The following is an 18,348-nucleotide window of genomic DNA, read 5'->3' as shown; positions in this document are numbered from 1 at the left end:
GCCGGTGCGTTCAGGGCCGCGCGATCTTCCGCGAGGAGAATGGGCCGCCGAGCTCGGGGGCGGCAGGGAAGGGCGGTCGCCGCGCCTGCGGGGTCGATGCGGCGTCCCGGTAGATGCCCCGGTGTTGCGGGTCCGGCACCAGGGTCGTGGTGATGCCGATCACGGTCTCGGCTGCGCCGAGGATGAAGGCGCCGCCTCGGGCCAGTCGCTCGGCGAGCGCCGCCATGACGCGCGCCTTGGTCGGGACGTCGAAGTAGATCAGCACGTTGCGGCAGAAGATGACGTCGAACTGGCCGAGCTGATGGCTCGGCTCGAGCAGGTTATGCTGCCTGAGCTTGACCATGTCGCGGATGCGCTCGGACAGGCGCCATTTGTCGCCCTCCTGCCGGAAATGCTTGAGCAGGAGCTGGATCGGCAGACCGCGCTGGACCTCGAACTGGCTGTAGAGCCCCTGGCGGGCCCGGTCGAGCACCTCGAGGGAGATGTCGGTGCCGAGGATCTCGATCGTCCAGCCGGCGAAGCGGTCGGCAGCCTCGTCGAGCAGCATGGCGAGCGAATAGGCTTCCTGGCCGGTCGAGACCGCAGCGCACCAGATGCGCAGCGTCCGGCTCTCGGCATTGGCAGCGAGCTTCTCGGGCAGCACGACGTCGCGGAACAGGTCGAAAGGCGTGCGGTCGCGGAAGAACAGCGTCTCGTTGGTCGTCATCGCCTCGATGACCGCGGCTTCGAGGTCGGAAGCGGGGCTGGTGCGCAGCTGAACGACCAAAGCCGTAATGCCGGTGATGCCACGGCGGCGGCAGAGCATGCCCAGGCGGCTCTCGACCAGATAGCGCTTCTCGGTGCTGAGGAAGAGGCCGGAGCGCCGCTGCAGCAATATGCGCAGGAAGTCGAAGTCGAGCTCGGTCATGCCGGACGACCTCCGCCGACGAGGGAGCGGATGGCGGGGCCGATGCCGCCGAGCGGCAGCACGGCGCTGGCCTGGCCGGCGCGCACCACCGAGCCCGGCATGCCCCAGACCGTGCTCGAGGGCTCGTCCTGGGCGATCACTGCGGCGCCGGCGCGGCGCAGCGCCGTTGCGCCATCCGTCCCGTCGCTGCCCATGCCGGTCATGACCACGCCGAGTGCGGCCGGGCCGAGATGGCGAGCGGCGTCTGCGAAAAGGACGTCGACCGCCGGGCGGCAGAAATTCACCGGCGGCCCGTCGCTGACGCTGGCGACGATGTGGCCGAGCTTGCGCTCGATACCGAGATGGCGCCCGCCCGGTGCGACATAGATCGTGCCGCGGGCGAGCCGCTCGCCGTCATGGGGCTCGCGCGTCGGCACGCCGAGCTGCTGGGCGATCTGGTCGGCGAATGAGGCCGTGAACAGCGGCGGCATGTGCTGGACGACCAGGGTAGTCAGATTGGCGAGGGCTCCGCCGAGATCGGACAGGACGCGCGCCACGGCTCGTGGCCCGCCGGTCGAGGCGCCGACGACCAGATAGCGCGGCATCACCGAGACGAGCGGGCGCAGGTCGGCGACTCCGCTAGGCGGCACGACGGAGAGGACGCTATCGGCGGCCGCTTCGCCGTCGCGGAGGCGGGATTGTGCGATGCTGCCGAGCTTGCCGAGCAGCTCGCTGCGGAAGTCCAGCGAGAGCGTCAGGCCGCTGCGGCTGTCGGGCTTGGGCAGGACGTCGACGGCCCCCATGCTCATGCATTGCATCGCCAGCCTGGCATTGCGCTCGGTCAGCGTGGTCGTCAGCAGGACGGCCGTCCGGGGGCTCTCCTTGACGATCCGTGGCAGGGCCTCGACGCCGTCGAGCACTGGCATGTCGAGGTCGAGCACCATGATGTCGGGATGGTGGCGCCCGGCATGCTCGATCGCAGCCTCGCCATCTCCCGCGACCCCAACGACATGGAAGCGGCCGCTCTCGCCGAGCCAGCGCGCGAACAGGCCCCGCACCACGACGGAATCGTCGGCGATCACCACGGTGCTCGGGCGCGCTGCTTGCCGGTCGGCGAAATGCGGCGTGGCGATCATGGAGGCACGCGATGGGAGAGCGGGACTGGAGGGCGCAGCGCGAACTCTAGAGCAGGCCGACCTGGTGGAACTTCGAAGCGACGATCTCCTTGTCGAACGGCTTCATGATGTACTCGTCGGCGCCGGCATGCATGGCGCGGGCGATGTGGGCGATGTCGTTCTCGGTGGTGCAGAACACCACTTTGGGCCGCTTGCCGCCGGGCATCTGGCGCAGGTTCCGCAGGAAGTCGTAGCCGTCCATGATCGGCATGTTCCAGTCGAGCAGGATTGCGTCCGGCATCTCGCCCTTGCAGGCGTCGATGGCGCGCGCGCCGTCTTCCGCCTCGGCGATGCGAAACTGCAGCCCTTCCAGGATACGGCGGGCGACCTTGCGGATGACCGCGGAGTCGTCGACGACGAGGCAATATTTCATGACATGGCTCCAGGCGGCGGATCGTCAGGCGGCGATCGGCAATTCGATGTTGAGGACGGCGTCGACGTCGATGACGACCAGGAGGCGGTCGTCGAGGCGGTGGACGCCCTTGGCAATAGCCGCCCAGGCGCGGTCGAGATGGATCGGCACCGGCTCGAAGGTCGTGCGGCTGAGGCGCATCACCTCGCCGACCGCATCGACGATCAGGGCGAAGGCCTCGCCGGCCTGCTCCAGCCCGACGGCGGTGAGCTCGTGTTCCTCGGTGCCGGTCGGCACGGCGCCGGTGTCGGCATGGCGCATGCGCCGACGCATGCAGATCGCAGTGACGACGCGCCCGCGCAGATTGATCAGGCCGACGATTTCGTACGGGGCCAGCGGCACCGGGGTGATGCGCGTGGCGATGAACACGTCCTGCACGCGCCCGATCGGCAGGCCGAGCAATTGCCCGCCCACCGTGACGGTGACGTAGTCGAGCGAGTCCTCGAAGGCGGCAAGACCGGACGGGCTGTCCTCACGCGGTTCGGTCATGCGGCTCGCCTCAGTCTGGGGCCGGTCTCAGCCAGCTCGGCGATCAGCGCACGCCGATCGAACTTGGCGACGACCTCGTCGAACTGCGCCTGGATCGCGGCGACATGCGCTTCGGGAGTCGGCAGGCTGGTCAGCCCGATGATGCGCAGCCTGGCATGACGATCTTCAGCCCGCAGTCGCGCGGCAAGGGCGAAGGCCGCGTCGGCGTCGCGATCGATGTCGATGACGACGGCGTCGAGCGCGGCACTGCCGGAGGCGAGACCGGCGGCCATCGCCGGATCCGAGGCATGGACGACCTGCAGGCCAGCTGCCTTCAGCACGGGGGCGAGCATCTCGCGCAGGAACTCGGAGGGCTCGATCAGCAGGACCCGCGGCGAGCCGGTTTCGCTGCGGCGCAGATGCAGCCAGTTGGGATTGGCTTTCGGCAGATAATGCGCGAGATCAAGGATCTCGGTGGCCCGGCCGCGGATGATCGCCGAGCCGAGCAGCCCCTGCTCGGGCATGGCCAGCATCTCGATGTCGAGCACCTCGTCGACGATGTCGACGATGGCGTCGACCGCCAGCGCCATGCTGAAATCACCTTCCGAGAAGATCACCATCGGCTGCAGGCCGGTCTGGCGGAGGGTGCAGCCCTCGACCGGGACGACCGGCATGAGCCGTCCGCGGTAATTGAGCAACGCGCGTCCGCCGCCATTCTCGAACAGCCCGGCCTCGACCTCTTCGAGCCGGGTGACGAGGGAGAGGGGCACGGCCTTCACCGTGTCCTTGCCGGCCCGGAAGACCAGCATCGTCGTGCGCTCGGCGGGAGAGCCGATCTCGACGGGGTCGTCCGAGGTGATCTCGTCCTGCGCTGCCGCCACGCCGACGAGGCGGGCGACGCCGTTGGGATCGACGATCAGCACCACGGCGCCGTCGCCCAGGATGGTGTTCCCCGAAAACAGCGGGATATGGCGCAGCCGCGTCGACATCGGCTTCACCACGATCTCCTCGGTGTGGAACACCGATTCGACGAGGATGCCGAACTGACGCTCGCCGATCTGGGTCACCACGATGAAGCCGTCATCGGCGATGCCTGCGTCCGTCGTCCGGTTCATCACCCCGGCCAGCGCGATGATCGGGAGCAGCCGCTCGCGCAGGCGCAGCACGGGCGCGTTGTTGATGCGCTCGATGCGGTGCTCGCCATTGGCCTTGACGCGCACCAGCTCGCGCACGACCACCTGGGGGATGGCGAAGCGCTGTCCCTGGGTCGCGACGATCAGGGCGGAGACGATGGCCAGCGTCAGCGGGATCTTGATCGTGATCGTGGTGCCGGCGCCGGCGATGCTGGCGATGTCGATCATGCCGCCGATCGCGTCGACATTGACCTTGACCACGTCCATGCCGACGCCGCGCCCGGAGATGGCGGTGACGGAATCGGAGGTCGAGAAGCCGGGGTGGAAGACGAAGCGCAGGAGCTGCGACTCGCTCATCCGCTCGGCTTCGGCCTCGCTCGCCAGGCCTCGCTGGATCGCCTTGCTGCGAATGCGTGCGACATCCATGCCGCGGCCGTCATCCGAGATCGCGATCGTGACCGAGCCGCCCTCGTGATAGGCGGAGACGCGGATCGTGCCGGCTGCCGGTTTGCCCAGCGCGGTGCGTTCCTGGGGCTCCTCGATCGCATGGTCGGCGCAGTTGCGCACCATGTGGATGAGAGGGTCCTTGATCAGGTCGAGCAGCTGGCGGTCGAGCTCGGTCTCGGCGCCTTCCATCACCAGCTCGATCTGCTTGCCGAGATCGGCGGAGAGGTCGCGGACGATGCGTGGCAGCTTCGACCAGGCGTTGCCGATCGGCTGCATGCGCGTCTTCATCACGCCGTCCTGCAGTTCGGCGGTGATGAGCGAGAGCCGCTGCAGCGGCGCCTTGAGGCCGGCATCCTCCTGCCGGCGGGCGATCTCGAGCAACTGGTTGCGGGTCAGCACCAGTTCGGAGACCATGGTCATCAAATGCTCGAGCGTGTCGACATTGACGCGCAGCGTTGCCGGGCCGGTCGCCCTGGCGTCGCGGACGGTCTCGCCATGAGCCATGCCGGGCTGGTCGAGCGGGCTCGGCGCAGTGCGGAAAACCAGGTCCATCTCATCCGGGATCGAACCTGAGGCGAGCGGGTTGGCCGCTTCTGTCGATCTCGCTTCAGCCGTGCGGGCGAGATAGGCGGCGACGGGATCGAGCGAGGCCTGGGGCTGCCGCCTGGCCAGCTCCTGCTTGGCCCGCTCCGCCAGGCCGCGCAACTCGTCGATCAGCTGGCCGTCATGGCCCGGCGGCTCCTGGCCCTTCTCGGCGAGCTCGGCCATGATCTCCTTGATCCGGTCGATCGTCTCGAGGATCGCGGTGACGGCGCTGGAGGAAACGCTCGCGCCGTCCCGGAACTGGCCGATGACGGATTCGGCCGCATGGGTCAGCGCCTCCAGTCGCGGCAGGCCGATGAAGCCGCAGGTGCCTTTGACCGTGTGGACGAGCCGGAAGATGTTGCGCAGGATGTCGCCGTTGTTCGGCTCCTGCTCGAAGCGGACAAGCTCCCGATCGACCATGTCGAGGTGCTCGCCGGTCTCTCCCAGAAACTCTTGCAGCAACTCGTCCATGTAAGGACCGCTCACTCACGCCACCGATGCTGCCGCGGATATTGCGGCGCAAGGGTTTATGATCAGTTGAGAGCGAGCGGAAACCGCATGGAATCCTGGCGACGGACGGTTTTCCCTAACGCGTCAGGCCGGTTCGGCGCCGATGCTGACCGTGTCGCCCTCTATCGAGAAGGAGATCTTCATTCCCGCGGCACGCGCGACCATGCCGGTGTAGACCGGCTGGACCGCATGGGCGTCGATGGCGCCGCTTTCCGAACGACCGGCGATCAGCTCCTCGACATGGGCGGGAATGCGCGCATGCGAGCCGGTGGCGGTGATGGCGAAGCTGCCCTGCTCGCCGGTCACGGTGCAGCGGCTGGTGATCTTGCCGCCGCGCGGGATCGCCTGCGTCGCCAATACGAGCAGGTTGAGCACGAGCTTGACCTGGTTCTTCGGCAAGAGGGCGCGCGGCGCCTCCCAGTCGAGCGAGAGCTTCTCGTCGTTGAGGAAGCCGTTGGCGACGGCGCCGGCGTCGCCAAGGTCGATCATCGCGCCGGCCGAACCGGCGGCGCCGAAGGCGAGCCGGGCGAATTGCAGCCGGGCCGAGGCGTTGCGTGCGCTCTTCTTGATCAGGTCGAGCGCGAACTCCTTCATCGAGGGATCGTCTTCCTCGAGCACTTCGAGCGCGTTGACGATCGCGCCGACCGGGCTGATCACGTCATGGCAGACGCGGCTGCAGAGAAGCGCGGCCAGATCGAGCGGCTCAAGCGAGATGGCGGTCATGATCCGGTCCTGCGGTCAAGAGAATCAGGGCGGCGCGCGCCCCATGTCGGTGGTGAAGCATGCGCCAGGCTGGTTTGCAGCTGGTTAACCATAGCTTCGTGGGCGCGCTCGGGTGGGAATATGCGGACGTATCCTGCCGGCATGCCCCGGCAAGATGGCTGCCAGAAGGCGAGCCGGCTTTTTCTTTACCGCGCCATGCACTAGCTAATGACGTGATATCGCCGGAGGCGCCGCCCGGCATGAAACAGAGAATGGCACACGGCGCCGGCGAGACTGGTTCGAACGATGGCCATCGCTCATGACGATCCACGCCTGACCGACCGGGACGGGCTGGCGCGCGCCCTCGGCGAGGCAGCGCGGCGCACCGCCGCGGTCCTGCTGGCGAAGCGAGCGGCGCGGGACGTCAAGCTCAAGGCCGACGGCTCGCCGGTCTGCTCCGCCGACCTTGCCGCCGATTTCGCCGCCAAGCAGGCACTGGCCGAGCTGCTGCCGGGCTTTCCGGTGATCAGCGAGGAGAGCGTCGGCGAGGTCGCGCCGGCTTCCGTCTTCATCCTGCTCGATCCGCTCGACGGTACGCGTGAATTCCTCGCGTCCGGTGACAGCTATTGCGTCGCCATCGCCGTGATCCGGGACGCACGCCCGCTCGCAGGGGCGATCGCCGCGCCGGCCATCGGCCGGCTCTGGTTTGGAGGCGAGCGCAGTTTCACCCAGGACCTCGATGCCGAGGCGATGCCGCTTGGCGCGGCGCGGCAGGTCCATGTCCGGGCCGAGCCGGTGGAAGGGCCGTTGATGCTGGTCAGCCGCTTCCATGGCGACCCGGTCAGCGCCGGCGTTGCGGCCGCGGTCGCGAAAGGCGACGGCGCGCCGGTGTCGTCGGCCGTGAAGTTCGGACTGATCGCCTCGGGTGAGGCAGACCTGCATGTGCGCGGCGGGCCGACCATGGAATGGGACATCGCCGCTGGTGACGCGATCCTCGCCGCGGCGGGCGGTATCGTGCTGACCCTCGAGGGTGAGAAGCCCGGCTATGGCCATGCCGACCGGGACTTCCGCAATCCGCCCTTCGTCGCTGCGAGCTGCGAGCGTCTGGCCCGGCTCGCCATCGAGAAGGCGGCGACCTGTCGCTGCAGTTGATTCGGCATCAGAGCAGGATACGAAAAAGTGGGAGCCGGTTTTTCGCAGAAATCCTGCTCTAAGCTCCAAGAATCGACCACGATGATTTTGGATCGATTCGATCCAAAATCATCGTGATCTAGCGCGCGATCAGGTTCGTAACAGCCGCCCAGCGCTCCTGGGCCTTCACTCGCAAGGTCGCCTCGCTGAGGAAACGCCGGCGGTTCTCGTCGTTGCGGAAGAAATAGAGCTGCGAGCCGATGACGGCGAAGTAATGCGGATCGGCATCGACCGCGCGCCCATCCGCCACGCCGCTGGCATCGAGACCACCGAAGCGCGGCGTATAGACCTGCGGCGCTTCGCGGAAGGCATCGCGGTTGGCGGCGTTGGCAAAGCGCCAGACCGCGCCGTCATGGAGCAGTTCGTAGCCAGGCAGCCCCGGCACTGCTGCATCGTTCAGGAAATAGGCGACGGGATCGAAGCCCGAGAGCGCAAGGCCGGTCCGGTTGTCGCGCTGCATGGCCTCGCCGAGACCGGGGAGTTCCGGCAGGCCCGGCGGAAGGACCGATGCCCGCCCCGTCGGCGCGGCGAGAAGGAGAACGCAGCCCGTCACAATGCCGGCGATCACAATCCCGGCATGCCTTGCTGCGGCCTTCATCGCCCACCAATCCTTGGTCGTTAGTCGCGTCACGGCGCGTCCTGCGCCGCAGTTCACTGCTTGGATACACATACGGCGTATCCAGGAGGTTACCGTGACCGCGTGGATTCGCGCGATCCGCCGTCGACGCCACCCCGGCAGGAGGCCGAATGCCCAATGCCCGGCGCTTGCCTGGAGACGATGAGATGAACTTTACCCGCCGCACCCTGCTCGCCAGCGCCCTGCTGCTCGGCGCAGGCTTGGCCGCCGGTCCCGCTGCCGCCCAGCAGGCCGAGCGTTCCTTCACCCAGAACGAACTGGTCGGCTCCGGCCACCAGTTCTTCGGCAATGTCTCGCGTGGTCTTGCGCTGACGATCGAGGAAGCCGTGCGCCGCTGGGGCGAGCCGAACGGCTATGTGCTTGGCCAGGAGGCGTCGGGTGCCTTCGTCGGCGGGCTGCGCTATGGCGAGGGCACGCTGTTCACCCGCAATGCCGGCGACCGCAAAGTGTACTGGCAGGGGCCGTCAGTCGGCTTCGATTTCGGCGGCGACGGCGCCCGCACGATGATGCTGGTCTACAATCTGCCGAGCGTGAGTGCGCTCTATCAGCGCTTCGGAGGCGTCGATGGCTCGGTCTATTTCGTCGGCGGGTTCGGCTTCACGGCGCTGACGGCCGGCGGTGTCATGGTCGTGCCGATCCGCACCGGCGTCGGCTGGAGGCTTGGCGTCAATCTCGGCTATCTGAAGTTCACGCCCGAGGCGACGTGGAACCCGTTCTGACCTGACAATTCACGGCTGCTGGCCTTATCTATCAAGGCATGGCAGCCTGAGCCCAGGCTGATCACAGACATGGGAGCCGCCTCGCCTTGATCGAAGCCGCCATGCTCGTCGCGCTCGGCTTCCTGTCGGCAAGCCTGCTCGCCCTTGCGGCTTTGCCGGCGCTGAGCCGCAGGGCCGATCGGCTGGCACGGCGCCGGGCCGAGGCCGCATTCCCGCTGTCGCTCGCCGAGATCGCCGCTGACCGCGATCACCTGCGCGCTGAACTGGCGGTCCGCGAGCGGGCGCTGGAACAGAAGGCCGAGAGCGGCTTTGCCGCCAAGGCCGGTGCGATGAGCGAGATCGGCCGGCGCGACATGACGATCGGCCGGCTGGAAACCGACCTCAGCGAGCGCAAGCAGCGGATCGAGGCGCTCGAGAGCGAACTCGGGCAGAGGACGCAGGACCTGGCGCAGGCGCGGGAGATGCTGGCCAGCGAAAGCGCCGGTCACCAGACTACGCAGGCGACCCTGTCGAGCCGCGTCAGCGATCTTGCCGCCTTGGAAGCGCAACTGGCCGAGACCCGGCAGTCGCTCAGCGGTACCTCGGCCGACCTCGCCGCCCGCAGCCATGAGCTTGCCGAGCTGAGGGCGTTGCATGAGAAGGCCGGGACGATGCTCGCCGAGCGCGACCAGGCCCTGTCGGCGCTGACCAGCGAACATGATCTCCAGCGTGTCGCTCTGGTCGAGGCCGGCACGCTCAGGCTCAAGCTCGAAGCCGGGCGCGATGATCTGTCGGCGCGGCTGGCCGCCGCCGAGACGGCGCTCGCCGAGGTGCGGACCAACCTTGCCGCCATGAAACTCGACCGCGACAGCGAGAGATTGCAGGCCGACGCCTTGACGACACGCGCGAACGAGGCGGAGGCGGCGCTGCGCACGGCCGATGCGAACGCCATCAAGCTCGGCGCCGAGATCGCAAGACAGGAGGCGGCGATGAACCAGGCATCCGCCGAGCATGCGGAGACGTTGGCGGGGATCAAGGCGCTGGAGGGCAAGATCGAGGCTGCGGCTGCGGCCGAGGCCCGCTTGAAGGAGCAGATGGCGGGCGAGGCGGTCGCTCATCGCGCTGCCTTGCGCGAGCGCGATGAGATGGCCGAGGCGCTGCATGCCGAGATCGGTACAATCCAGGGCGCCCGCGATCAGGCCCGTGCCGACCGGGCAGGCTTGAAGCGCGAGCTCGCGGCGCTGCGCAAGCAGAATGGCGGCAAGGCGGCGGGAGAAGCAGCCTTGCGCCAGGAGATCGTGCGGCTGGCCGATGCGCTGCTGGTCGCATCGGAAAGCCGGGAGGCGGCGGAATAGGCGCCTGCCGGCGAGGGTTTTCCTCTTTTGCCGAACATGCTCCAGAGGCAGATCTGATCAGCTTGAATCAGCCTGATCAGCGAATCCGTCTCCAAGCTCATGAGAGCGAACGCGTTATCCGATCAGATTGCGTTGCAAACTGATCGGCGCGTGCTCTAGGGAAAGGGCGGCCGCGCTCGCGGCCGGCGGTTTCGGTTGGGATGATGACGGATATCGTTTGTATCGGTGAGCCTCTCGGCGAGTTCAACGCGACGCGAGGCGAAGAGGGCGCCTACCGTTTCGGCCTCGGCGGCGACACCTCCAATTGTGCGGTCGCGGCAGCCCGGCAAGGGGCGAGCGTCGCCTATGTCGGCGCGCTCGGCGATGACGAGCCTGGTCGCACGTGGCGGTCGCTGTGGGCCGCGGAGGGCGTCGACCATGCCCATGTCTCGACCCATCCTTCGGCCCCGACCGGACTTTATTTCGTCTCCCACGGCCCGCAGGGCCATGTCTTCTCCTATCTGCGCGCCGGCTCGGCCGCGAGCCTCTATGGCCCGGCGCAATTGCCTAGGGATCTCATCGCCTCCGCCAAGGTGATCCAGGCCTCCGGCATCAGCCAGGCGATCTCGGCGAGCGCCTGCGACGCGGTGTTCGAAGCCTTCGCGATCGCGCGCCAGAACGGCGTGCTCACCGCCTATGACACCAATCTCCGGCTCAAGCTCTGGCCGCTGACGCGGGCACGGGCGATCGTTCACGCCGCCTGCGGGATGGCCGACATCGTGTTGCCGGGCGACGGCGACGCCAAGCTGCTGACGGGGTTGGAGCAGCCCGACGCCATCGTCGATTTCTATCTCAAGCTCGGTGCCAAGGTCGTGGCGCTGACGCTCGGCCATGAAGGCTCGCTGGTCGCGACGCCTTCCAGCCGCCAGCGTTTCGTGCCGATCAAGGTCGATGCGATCGATGCGACCGGTGCCGGCGACTGCTATGACGGTGCCTTCCTCGCCGAATACATCCGCACGGGCGATGCCTTCGCTGCCGGCGCCTATGCCAATGTCGCGGCAGCGCTCTCGACGCAGGGCTATGGCGCGGTGGCGCCGCTGCCACGCCGCGCCGATGTGGAAGCGCGGATCGCGCAGGAAGTGGCTGGCCGGGCATGAGCGTTCCAGTCCTGATGGAAGCGGGCGCGCTGCTCGCCCGCTACGACGTGCTGATCAGCGATGTCTGGGGCGTCGTCCATGACGGTGTGCTGGCGCTCGATCCGGCCTGCGAGGCGCTGATGCGCTATCGCGAGGGCGGCGGCACGGTGGTGCTGCTCTCGAATGCGCCGGGCCCTTCGGCTCAGATCGCCGGCGTGCTCGACGACAAGCGTGTGCCGCGCGCCGCCTGGGATCGGCTGGTGACCTCGGGCGACGTGACGCGCGCGCTGATCGCCGAGACGCATCTGCGCAAGGCCTATCATATCGGCTGGCCGCAGGACCGGGCGGTGTTCGAGGGCTTCGACGTCGAGATCGTCGGCGAGGATGACGCCGAGTTCGTCGTCGCGACCGAGCTCAACGATTATCGTACGGAGCAGCCGGAGCAGTACCGACCGCTGCTGTCGCGCTTCGCCAAGCGCGGATTGCCCTTTATCTGCGGCAATCCCGACCTCGTCGTCCATGTCGGCCATGACCTTCTGCCCTGCGCCGGAGCGCTGGCGACGATCTATGAAGAGCTCGGCGGCCATGTCGCCTGGGCCGGCAAGCCGCACCGTCCGGCCTATGACCTCGCTCTCGCTGCCGCCCGCGAGGCACGGGCAGGGCGCGACGTCGATCAGGCGCGCGTGCTGGTGATCGGCGACGCCGTGCGCACCGACCTCGCTGGCGCGAAGATGATGGGCTTTGATAGCCTGTTCATCGCCGGCGGCATCCATCGCGACGAGACGATCTGCGATGGCGCGGTGGTGCCCGATGGGCTTGAGCGGGTGCTGGCGGCGCATCGGCCCCTGCCGGTCGCGGCGATGGCGGCGCTGGGCTGATCAGACCGGCGGCGGGTTCGCCTTGCGGATCCGCTCGCCGATCGAGTGATAGAGCCCGTCGAGCGGGCGGAAGACGAAGCGCACCGTCGAGCGGCCGGGCGGCACCATGACGGCGCGGAAGATGACGTTGGCGCGCAGCAGCTGTGCCGGCTTGCCGTCGACCTCGACCTGCCACCAGGGCTGCCAGACATCGTTCAGCACGACAAAGCCGCCGCGCGGCGCGTCCACGTCGAGCAGGACATCGGTCGTGCCGTAGTTGCGGATGCGGACGCTTCCAGCTTGCGCCGGGCCGGTCGGCAGCGGCGGGGGCGCCTTGTCGAACAGGACGGTGCGGCGCGGGTCGAAGCCAACAGGCCATTGCCCGCTTTTCAGGATGGCGCCGAAATCGGCAGCTTGCGCCTCCGTGACGAGGAGCACGCGGGGCAAGGCGCGCGGGTTCTCGTAGACATAGGCGTCCTTGGTCCGCGCGATCTGGACGAGGTCGCCGGGCTTCAGCCGCTTGTCGATCTCCTCGACCGGGACGCCGGTGGCGATGAAGCGCAGGCCGAGCATGTCGGCGAGCAGTGAACGATAGGACGGCATCAGCGGCGAGAAGGTGCGCTGGTCGGGCAAGGCGACATGGTCGCCGGCGCCAGTCGCCTCGCTGTAGAGGCCGAGCCGGAGCGGATTGTAGCCCAGCGTGTTGTCGAGCCCGTGGACGAGGCTGGCATTGGGCCAGTGGAAGTCGATGCCGGCGAGTTCGATGCGGTCGCGCCGATCGGGGCCGGCGGTGCGGGCGGTCTCGCGCTTGAGCAGGGCGATGGTCTCGTTCGTACTGTCGGCGCGCAGCACCTCGTACATCCCGGCCGGCAAGGCGGTCGACTCGCTCGGGCCGTTGTTGACGCCGAGATCGACAACCATGGCGATGGCGAGGATGATGGTCGCGGCCATGCCGGCGCCCTGCAGAGCGAGCCCGCGCGCCGCGACCAGCGCACCGGCGACCAGCGTCAGGCAGAGGCCAGCCGTCACCAGCGGCACGAAGGCGACATGCAGGCGGCCGACCGTCCATGCCAGCCAGATCGCGGCAGTGAAGCCCGCCAGCAGCAGGATGATTTCGAGTGCGATCTGCCAGCCGCGCGGGCGCGGGGCGGTATCGGTCAGGACGAGATGGGTTATATAGCCACCGAGGATCGAGAGCAGCGCGCCGAGAATGAAAAGCGCGTCGGCCGGGCGGCGGTAGAAGTCGATGCCGGGCAGGTGGAAGAGCACAGCGAAGCCCGGCGTGTAGCGGCCGAGCGCGAAGACCAGCACGATCAGTGTGGCCACGCTCAGCGCCACGATCTCGCGCCGGAGCAGGGCGCCGCGGACGATGCCGACGCCGCCGACGAGCAGGATCGGCAGCAGGCCGAGATAGAGCTCGCCCATATTGCGGGCGAGATAGAGGTCGAGCGGGCCGAAGCGCTTCTCCCAGGCCGGGCTGGGCGGGCCCCAGAAATTCTCCAGCGGCCCCGAGGCGCCATAGAGATTGGCGATCAGCCCGGTCAGCAGCGAGCCCGGATGCAGCGAGCCCTTGCCGGCGCCGGCGAGATCGATCACCGGCCGGTTCGACTCCTCCGCCAGTACGGCGGTGAGCAGGATCGGGATGGTCGCGACCAACGTGGCGCCGAGCACGCCGAGCAGCAGTGGCATCAGGCTGGCGCGCAGCGCCGCGAGCGGCCTGTCGGCCATGGCGATGGCGGCGAGCACCAGCCCGGCGAGGACGTAGACGCCGAGCAGGGCGACCTGATCACGCCCCAGCACCATGAAGCCGGCGGCGAGCCCGGCCGCGAAGCCATAGCGCCAGGAGCTGCGTTCGAGCGCGCGAGAGAGCAGCAGCAGCGTCACCGCGAAATAGGACAGGCTCAGTACCTGCCCGACATGCTGGATGCGCCAGGCCGCGGCCGCCCCGAAGGCGAAGGAGAGAGCGCAGACCACGGCGCCGGCCGGATGCCAGCCGCGATCGCGGAAAAGCAGGACGAGACAGAGCGCGCCGACGAGCAGCGACCCTAATAGGGCGCCGTCGCTCCAGCGGAAATCCGGGCTGGGATTGAGCAGAGCGATCAGGAAATAGGGCGGCGAGAAGATCAGCGATTGCGGATCGGCGACCTGCGGTGACCCCGCGAAGACGAAGGGCGTCCAGAACGGCGAGAGCCCCTTGTGCAGGGCGCTGGCGAGGAATTGCAGCTGCGGGTGGAAATGCGCCTTGGCGTCCCAGGGCACGGTGACTGCGCCGGAAAGCCAGGGCCAGGACAGCGCCAGCCAGCCGGCACAGACCAGCAGCATCACCCTGGCGGTCGGCCAGGGGGCGGGCGGCGGCTCGGTCTCGTGGTGGTCCCGATCTGGCAGGGGAGCATCGGACATGAGGGCTTCCTGCCCCAGGCCCGGCTTGGGATCAATCCTTCGGAGCGGCCCGCGCCATCAGCGCGTCCATGTCGATGAAGTGGCCGGCGCGGTCGCGCTTCGAGGCGAGATAGCGGACATTGTGGACGTTCGGGCGGCCGAGCACGCGCTGGGTCGCTGCGACTTCGAGGCCGGCGGCCTTGATCGCGCCGATCTTGAGCGGATTGTTGGTCAGCGCCGTGACGCTGGAGACGCCGAGCTGCTTCAGCATTGCAGCAGCGAAGTCGAAATGGCGCTGGTCGAGATCGAAGCCGAGCACCTCGTCGGCGTCGTAGGTATCCCAGCCCTGACTCTGCAGCTTGTAGGCGCGCATCTTGTTGGAGATGCCGTTGCCGCGGCCTTCCTGGTCGAGATAGAGCAGGATGCCGCCCTCGTTCTCTGCCATCCACTGCACGGTCTCGCGCAGCTGGTCGCCGCAATCGCATTTCAGCGAGCCGAACAGGTCGCCTGTCAGGCAGGCCGAATGCAGCCGCACCGGGACGGCAGCCGAAAGGTCCGGCTTGCCGACGATGATCGCGACCTGGTCGCGCAGGCCCTCGCCGCCGCGGAAGACGACGAATTCGGTCTCCGGCGCGCCTTCCAGCGGCACCGGCGCGCGGCCGACGATGGCAAGCCGCGCGACCTGCGCGGCGCGATAGCCGTTGACGGCGTCGATGGTGACCTCGATCAGCGGCTCGCCTGCGACCTGGGCGGCCTGGACCGGGACGAGGATCACGGCCGGCAGCACCAGTGAAAGGCGGGCAAGTTCGAGCGCGGCGTTGTCGAGCGCATTGGCCGGGCCGACGGGGGCGTCGACGCGGGCTTCGAGCTTGAGGGCGAGGGTCTCGATGCGGGCAAGGTCGATCGCCGGCATGGCGAGGGTGCCGGTCTCGGTGCGTCCCTTGGCGCCGAGGCGGCGCAGGCGCGCAGCGCTCAGCACGAGGCGAGCCTTGCCGGCGGAGAGGAAATCGAGACGGGCTGTAAGATCGGCCTCGGCGAGCTCGGCGGACAGGGCCAGCGCCAGCTCCTCGCCCTGGCGCAGCAGCACCGGACGGGCGGCGCGGAACTCGGCAAGGGCGCGGTCGACGGCGACCAGATCGGTCTCGCCCGGCCGGTCGAAAAGCTTACGCGACTGAGGCATCGGAAAGTCCGTCAGATTGCGCCCGAAGGCGCGGAGGAATGTGAGCTAGCTACGCGCGTCTCGCCTGGACAGATGCATCCGATGCAACACCGCGTTCCTACAACGTATCCGCTTCTGCGTGGTTCCCAGGACAGGGCCGCAACAGGCCCGGCCGACGACCGATTGCAGACTGGCCTATAAAAGCGCGAGATTGAACACCAGATGAATAGTCGCGGCAGCGGACCCTGACCAGATATGGCGATCGGGAGCGCATAACGGAAATGACGCAGGGACATGACCCGGTAACGACGGACGCGGGCCGCGGCGCCGTTTACAGTCCAACGGCGCGCGCCCTGCACTGGATCACGGTCGCGGCGGTGTTCGTGATGATCCCGCTCGGGCTCGCCATGACCTATCGCGGCAATACGCTCGACATCTGGGACGGGGTGACCGACGCGCTCTATTCCTCGCACAAGCTGCTCGGCTTCCTGGTGCTCTGGCTCAGCGCCGGCCGATTGCTCTACCGGCTGCTGCATGGCGCGCCGCCGGACGAGCCGACGCTGGAATGGTGGCAGAAGGCGGCCTCGCACCTCGTGCATTGGGCGCTCTATGGCCTGCTGCTGATCGTACCGATGCTCGGCTGGATCGGCGTCTCGCTCTTCCCGTCGCTGATGGTGTTCAACCTGTTCGACCTGCCGGCACTGGCGGCGCCGAACGAGGAAGCGGCCAAGCGCGTGCTCTTCGTCCATGGCTGGCTCGCCATCCTGCTGGCGCTGCTGGTCTGCGCGCATATCGGTGCGGCGCTGTTCCATTACGTCATCCGCAAGGATGGCGTGCTGCGCCGGATGCTGCCGGGGGCGAAGTAGGGCTCACCATTCTGCAGGCGGCGCGTTTCTCTCGATGATCTCGGCCAGCCGGCGGCGTGTGCCCGGTGTCGTCCCGTCCGGGAGGGCTGAGAGCGGGAAGAAGCGCGCCTCGGCGATCTCGTGATCCGGCTGCTTCGGCGCACTCTGCGCGAAGGCGCGCACGATGAAGACGGCGACATGGTCGCGCACGGAGACATGCCGGTTGAGGAAGATGCCGTGCAGCACCGCCGGGCTGGTCAGCGCGATATTGGCTTCCTCGCGCAGCTCCTTGGCGAGCGCGTCGCGAAGCGTCTCGTCCGGCTCGACCCCGCCGCCGGGCATGTGCCAGCCCGGCGTATAGGTATGGCGTACCAGAAGGATCTCGCCAGCCTCGCTCAGCACCGCGGCGCGGACGCCCAGCGTCATGCCGCGGCGCAGGCGGAAATAGAGGTGCAAGGTTTTCCCGGCCAGCCGCCGCAGCCCGCGCGGCACCCGTTCGATCCCTGATGCGCCGGAGCGCGGGCCGGATCCGTCCTCGTTGCTCACGATGTCGGCAAATCCTGCTGCCGGGTTAATTGTCTATGCAATGGACGCATAACAGAACTCTGTTTCCCCTCTCGATATAACACAAACGCGCCTTAAATAGGGGTCACAAGCTCACGCCGTTACCGCTGGGGAAATTACCATGCTTCTCGCCTTCATCACTGCCCGCCTGAACGCCAAGCCCCGCTTCGTCTGGAAGCCGGCTGTCACCCTGACCGATCCGCGCATCGTCTCGGAGCTGATGGGCTCGGCCAACTGAGCCTTTCAGGCTGCGTCATCTTCGCCCGCCGCCGCCGTCATGCTTGACGCGGCGCGGGCGTTGAAGGCAAGCGCTTGTGTGTGTTCACGCTCGCGCATCTCTCCGACCCGCATCTCGGGCCGCTGACCAAGTTCTCGCTGCGCGAGCTGATCGGCAAGCGTGCGACCGGATATGTCAACTGGCGACGCAAGCGGCGCCACGCCCATGACATGGAAATCCTCGGGCTGATCGTCGCCGACATCCTGGCGCAGAAGCCTGACCACATCGCCTGCACCGGCGATGTCTCCCATATCGGCCTGCCGACCGAGTTCAAGACGGCATTCACCTTCCTCGACACGCTGGGCCCGCGCGATACCGTCAGCTTCGTGCCCGGTAATCACGACTGCTATACGCGCTCGTCGCTCGCTGCGCTTTCGCATGAGCTCGAGCCTTGGTGCTCCGGCGATGGCGGTGAGGCGGGCTATCCCTGGTATCGCCAGCGCGGCCCGGTCGCGCTGATCGGGATGAACAGCGGCATTCCGACGATGCCGCTGATGGCGACCGGGCGCGTCGGCTCGGCCCAGATCGCCGTCACCGAGAAGCTGCTGGCGCAAGCCAAGGCCGATGGGCTGATCCGCGTCGTACTGATCCACCATCCGCCCTATGTCGGCGGTGCGCGGCGAACGCGCGAGCTGGTCGATGCCGACGCCTTCGAGGAGATGCTGCGCCGGGTGGGGGCGGAGCTCGTCCTGCACGGGCACAACCACCGTTTCTCGCTGGCCTGGCGACCTGGCCTCGATCATGACGTGCCGATCGTCGGCGTGCCCTCGGCCTCGATCGGCCCGCGCGGCGGCCATGGCGAGCTCGCCTGCTGGCATCTGCTGCGCATAGAGGGGCCGCCGGCGGCCCCGCATATCAGCCTGGAGCGCCGTGCCTTCGATCTCGACGGCACGGTCAAGCAATTGCAGCTGATGCCGCTGACCGGCGGCGGGATAGTCTAGCCGTCATTCTCG

Annotated in this window: 17 protein-coding genes; 7 read left to right on the top strand and 10 right to left on the bottom strand. The window is 68.0% G+C overall.

Annotation, left to right across the window (positions count from 1 at the left end; genetic code table 11):
* Positions 1–10: 10 nt before the first annotated feature.
* The 6 genes from VGV58_RS17440 to chpT all read right to left on the bottom strand — a co-directional run bounded on the left by VGV58_RS17440 (position 11) and on the right by chpT (position 6,339).
* Positions 11–907, bottom strand: a complete 897-nt coding sequence (locus VGV58_RS17440) for a CheR family methyltransferase (protein ID WP_326875298.1) — start codon at positions 905–907, stop codon at positions 11–13.
* On the bottom strand, positions 904–2,022 hold the full coding sequence (gene cheB, locus VGV58_RS17435) for a chemotaxis-specific protein-glutamate methyltransferase CheB (RefSeq protein WP_326875297.1): 1,119 nt from the start codon (positions 2,020–2,022) through the stop codon (positions 904–906). The genes VGV58_RS17440 and cheB overlap by 4 nt, the downstream gene beginning before the upstream one ends.
* 46 nt (positions 2,023–2,068) lie before the next feature.
* Positions 2,069–2,434: a response regulator gene (locus tag VGV58_RS17430; RefSeq protein ID WP_057190702.1), complete on the bottom strand. Its 366-nt coding sequence runs from the start codon at positions 2,432–2,434 to the stop codon at positions 2,069–2,071.
* Positions 2,435–2,458: 24 nt separating this feature from the next.
* Entirely contained in the window at positions 2,459–2,962 is a 504-nt protein-coding gene (locus VGV58_RS17425) for a chemotaxis protein CheW (RefSeq protein ID WP_326875296.1), read from the bottom strand.
* Positions 2,959–5,577: a chemotaxis protein CheW gene (locus VGV58_RS17420; RefSeq protein ID WP_326876160.1), complete on the bottom strand. Its 2,619-nt coding sequence runs from the start codon at positions 5,575–5,577 to the stop codon at positions 2,959–2,961. Before VGV58_RS17420 ends, VGV58_RS17425 begins: the two co-directional genes overlap by 4 nt.
* Positions 5,578–5,700: 123 nt before the next feature.
* The gene (gene chpT, locus VGV58_RS17415) at positions 5,701–6,339 is read right to left on the bottom strand and encodes a histidine phosphotransferase ChpT (RefSeq protein WP_326875295.1); all 639 of its coding nucleotides are present in this window, start codon (positions 6,337–6,339) and stop codon (positions 5,701–5,703) included.
* Between the two features lie 285 nt (positions 6,340–6,624).
* On the opposite strand from chpT, the gene VGV58_RS17410 reads away from it, so the two are divergent.
* Positions 6,625–7,470, top strand: coding sequence for a 3'(2'),5'-bisphosphate nucleotidase CysQ family protein (locus VGV58_RS17410; RefSeq protein WP_326875294.1), 846 nt, complete (start codon positions 6,625–6,627; stop codon positions 7,468–7,470).
* Positions 7,471–7,588: 118 nt separating this feature from the next.
* On the opposite strand, the gene VGV58_RS17405 is transcribed toward VGV58_RS17410, so the two are convergent.
* Positions 7,589–8,140, bottom strand: a complete 552-nt coding sequence (locus VGV58_RS17405; protein ID WP_326875293.1) for a YHS domain-containing (seleno)protein — start codon at positions 8,138–8,140, stop codon at positions 7,589–7,591.
* 152 nt (positions 8,141–8,292) lie between these two features.
* Between VGV58_RS17405 and VGV58_RS17400 the strand changes: the two genes are divergently transcribed.
* From VGV58_RS17400 to VGV58_RS17385, 4 genes are all read left to right on the top strand, one after another.
* Positions 8,293–8,865 (top strand): DUF1134 domain-containing protein, encoded by a 573-nt coding sequence (locus VGV58_RS17400; RefSeq protein ID WP_326875292.1) that lies wholly within the window; start codon positions 8,293–8,295, stop codon positions 8,863–8,865.
* 86 nt (positions 8,866–8,951) lie between these two features.
* The gene (locus VGV58_RS17395; RefSeq protein ID WP_326875291.1) at positions 8,952–10,199 is read left to right on the top strand and encodes a coiled-coil domain-containing protein; all 1,248 of its coding nucleotides are present in this window, start codon (positions 8,952–8,954) and stop codon (positions 10,197–10,199) included.
* 203 nt (positions 10,200–10,402) lie between these two features.
* Positions 10,403–11,335: a sugar kinase gene (locus VGV58_RS17390; RefSeq protein WP_326875290.1), complete on the top strand. Its 933-nt coding sequence runs from the start codon at positions 10,403–10,405 to the stop codon at positions 11,333–11,335.
* A complete protein-coding gene (locus VGV58_RS17385) occupies positions 11,332–12,192 on the top strand; it encodes a TIGR01459 family HAD-type hydrolase (protein WP_326875289.1) in 861 nt (286 codons plus the stop codon). Before VGV58_RS17390 ends, VGV58_RS17385 begins: the two co-directional genes overlap by 4 nt.
* Here the strand turns inward: VGV58_RS17385 and VGV58_RS17380 are convergent, their stop codons facing one another.
* Both VGV58_RS17380 and ribA read right to left on the bottom strand, forming a co-directional pair.
* Positions 12,193–14,571, bottom strand: coding sequence for a hypothetical protein (locus VGV58_RS17380; RefSeq protein WP_326875288.1), 2,379 nt, complete (start codon positions 14,569–14,571; stop codon positions 12,193–12,195).
* A 31-nt stretch (positions 14,572–14,602) separates the two neighbouring features.
* Entirely contained in the window at positions 14,603–15,730 is a 1,128-nt protein-coding gene (gene ribA / locus VGV58_RS17375) for a GTP cyclohydrolase II RibA (RefSeq protein ID WP_326875287.1), read from the bottom strand.
* A gap of 260 nt (positions 15,731–15,990) precedes the next feature.
* Here ribA and VGV58_RS17370 point away from each other — a divergent pair, with 260 nt between their 5' ends.
* Positions 15,991–16,575, top strand: coding sequence for a cytochrome b (locus VGV58_RS17370; RefSeq protein ID WP_326875286.1), 585 nt, complete (start codon positions 15,991–15,993; stop codon positions 16,573–16,575).
* Positions 16,576–16,578: 3 nt separating this feature from the next.
* Here the strand turns inward: VGV58_RS17370 and VGV58_RS17365 are convergent, their stop codons facing one another.
* Positions 16,579–17,100 carry an NUDIX domain-containing protein gene (locus VGV58_RS17365; protein ID WP_414644008.1) on the bottom strand — a complete coding sequence of 174 codons (522 nt, stop codon included), beginning with the start codon at positions 17,098–17,100 and terminating at the stop codon, positions 16,579–16,581.
* A 336-nt stretch (positions 17,101–17,436) separates the two neighbouring features.
* On the opposite strand from VGV58_RS17365, the gene VGV58_RS17360 reads away from it, so the two are divergent.
* Positions 17,437–18,336: a metallophosphoesterase family protein gene (locus VGV58_RS17360; RefSeq protein WP_326875285.1), complete on the top strand. Its 900-nt coding sequence runs from the start codon at positions 17,437–17,439 to the stop codon at positions 18,334–18,336.
* Positions 18,337–18,348 lie beyond the last annotated feature (12 nt).

Origin of the sequence: Allobosea sp., assembly GCF_035944895.1 — a bacterium.
Lineage (GTDB): Bacteria > Pseudomonadota > Alphaproteobacteria > Rhizobiales > Beijerinckiaceae > Allobosea.
This window is presented reverse-complemented; position numbering and strand designations above follow the sequence as displayed.